General features: G+C 68.5%; 2 protein-coding genes. Both read left to right on the forward strand.

The features are described from left to right. Positions 1–983 (forward strand): NAD(P)H-dependent flavin oxidoreductase (locus ASE88_RS00685; protein ID WP_082466010.1); only part of this gene is annotated, 983 nt, incomplete at its 5' end. Between the two features lie 435 nt (positions 984–1,418). Then, complete coding sequence (locus tag ASE88_RS00690) at positions 1,419–2,177, forward strand: hypothetical protein (RefSeq protein ID WP_056474210.1); 759 nt, start codon at positions 1,419–1,421, stop codon at positions 2,175–2,177. The last annotated feature ends 251 nt before the right edge of the window (positions 2,178–2,428 follow it).

A 2,428-nucleotide genomic window follows, 5' to 3' on the forward strand; every position in this document is an offset into this window, starting at 1 on the left:
CGCGCGGCGCGGAGTTCCTCGGGTCCGAGGTCGCGATCCTCGGCGGCGCGATGTCGTGGGTCAGCGAGCGTCACCTCGTTTCCGCCATCTCGAACGCAGGCGGGTTCGGGGTGATCGCGTGCGGCGCGATGACTCCCGCACTGCTCGATACCGAGATCGCCGCGACCAAGGCGCTGACCGACAAGCCGTTCGGCGTGAACCTGATCACGATGCACCCTGCGCTGTTCGAGCTGATCGCGGTGTGCGCCAAGCACAAGGTGGGGCATGTCGTGCTCGCCGGTGGCCTGCCGCCCAAGGGCAGCATCGAGGCGATCAAGGAAACCGGCGCGAAACTGATCGCGTTCTCGCCCGCACTCGCGCTCGCCAAGAAGCTGATCCGCAGCGGCGTCGATGCGCTGGTGATCGAGGGCATGGAAGCCGGCGGGCATATCGGCCCGGTCTCGACCAGCGTGCTCGCGCAGGAAATGCTGCCCGAGATCGCCGAGCAGGTGCCGGTGTTCGTGGCGGGCGGAATCGGCCGCGGCGAGGCGATCGCGGGCTATCTCGACATGGGCGCGGCGGGCGTCCAGCTAGGCACGTTGTTCGTCTGCGCGACCGAATCGATCGCGCATGCCAATTTCAAGAAGGCGTTCATCCGCGCCTCGGCGCGCGATGCGATCGCCAGCGTGCAGATCGATGCGCGGTTACCCGTCATTCCGGTCCGCGCGCTCAAGAACGCGTCGAGCGAGCTGTTCACCGCCAAGCAGCGTGAGGTTGCCGGGCACCTCGACGGTGGCCGCGTGGAAATGGCCGAGGCGCAGTTGCAGATCGAGCATTACTGGGCAGGCGCGTTGCGCCGCGCAGTGATCGACGGCGATGTCGAGCATGGCTCGGTGATGGCGGGCCAGTCGGTCGGCATGGTCAAGCGCGAGGAGCCCGTCGCGGACATCATCGCCGGGCTGATGGCGCAGGCCGCGGCTGCGCTCGACGCACGCGCGGCCTGAGACGATCTTGATCCTCCTCCGCCAGGGGGAGGTGGCGCCGAAGACGACGGAGGGGGAGGACACGGAACAGCGGTCAGCGCTGACCTCCCCCTCCGCCAGGCTGACGCCTGCCACCTCCCCCTTGCGGGGGAGGATCGAGCCGAGCGTTTTCTCATTGAGCCAGCATTCTGAACAGTGGCCTCCCACCACCACCACCCCGGCGAAGGCCGGGGTCCAATTGGGGGACGTCGCTGACGGAGGTCGCGCGCCGTTACCGCAACCTCTTCACTTGGGCCCCGGCCTCCGCCGGGGTGGAGGTGATCCGCGAGCCCCCCGGCTCGGCACGGGCCCAACCCCGCCCCCGCTCCATTCGCCGCAAACCGCGTACGGCTTACGCCTCGTTAACCTTATGCGTGGCAAAAGGTGTCCGGTCGGGGGACGTTACGAGGTGTTGCGATGAGTCGTCGGTTTGCGTTGCTGTCCGTTACCGCGCTTGGCCTGCTGGTCGGCTGCGCGCAAAAGCCTCGGACGGTGGCGGCGGTCGCGCCGCCCGTCATCATGGTGCCCGTGCCCGCGCCGGTGATGCCCAAGGGCGCGTCGCCGACCATCGTCATCCCCGTGGCGCTCGCCGACGGCACCTATCCGACGCCGAATCGCAACCTGACGACCTCAGCCAAGGTCTGGCATCTGCGCGCGGCGCTCAACGTCGCCGCACTCGCGTGTCGCGGCCCGCAGGAATTGGTGATCGTCGCGGGCTATAACGCGCTGCTGTCGGCGCAGAAGCCGGTGCTCGCCAAGGCCGAGGCGACCTATGCCAGCGAATATAAGTCCGGCGGCGGCGACTGGCAGGATCGCTACGACGATTCGATGACGCGGCTGTACAACTTCTTCTCGCAATCGCCCGCGCGCGACGACTTCTGCACCGCGGCGAATACGGTCCTCGCCCAGAGCGCGGGCCTGTCGGCCGAGGCGCTGCCGGCGTTCGCCGCGCAGAACCTGCCCGTCCTCGAGCGGCCGTTCACCGATTTCTACCGTGCGGTCGATGTGTGGCGCGGGCGGGCCGTGCCGCGGCCTGCCCAGCCCGTTATGGCCTCGCGCCAATATGCGTCGAACATGCCGGTCCAGACGATCACGCAGGCGCGCCTCCAGCCGGTCTCGCAGCCGGTACCGCCCGCGCAGCCCCGGCTGAAGCTCGACGCCAGCGTCTTCCAGTAAATCCTCCCCCGCCAGGGGGAGGTGGCAGGCGCCAGCCTGACGGAGGGGGCGGCAAGGGAAACCTTTGTGCCGTGTCCTCCCCCTCCGTCGCCTGACGGCGCCACCTCCCCCTTGCGGGGGAGGATCGCATCGCCGCGTATCCCGACCATATTGCAGCAAAGCTTGGCTTCCCTGCGCAGACTGGGTTAACAGCCGCGGGAATGGCTGAGGTTTCAGATCGTCCGGCGGAAGGCCGCTTCGAAGGGCGCGAG

Source organism: Sphingomonas sp. Leaf38 (genome assembly GCF_001421825.1).
In the GTDB taxonomy this organism is placed as follows: domain Bacteria; phylum Pseudomonadota; class Alphaproteobacteria; order Sphingomonadales; family Sphingomonadaceae; genus Sphingomonas.

Coding starts and splice junctions, on each gene's coding strand:
- ASE88_RS00690 (WP_056474210.1), top strand. CDS start 1,419: ATGAGTCGTCGGTTTGCGTTGCTGTCCGTTACCGCGCTTGGCCTGCTG.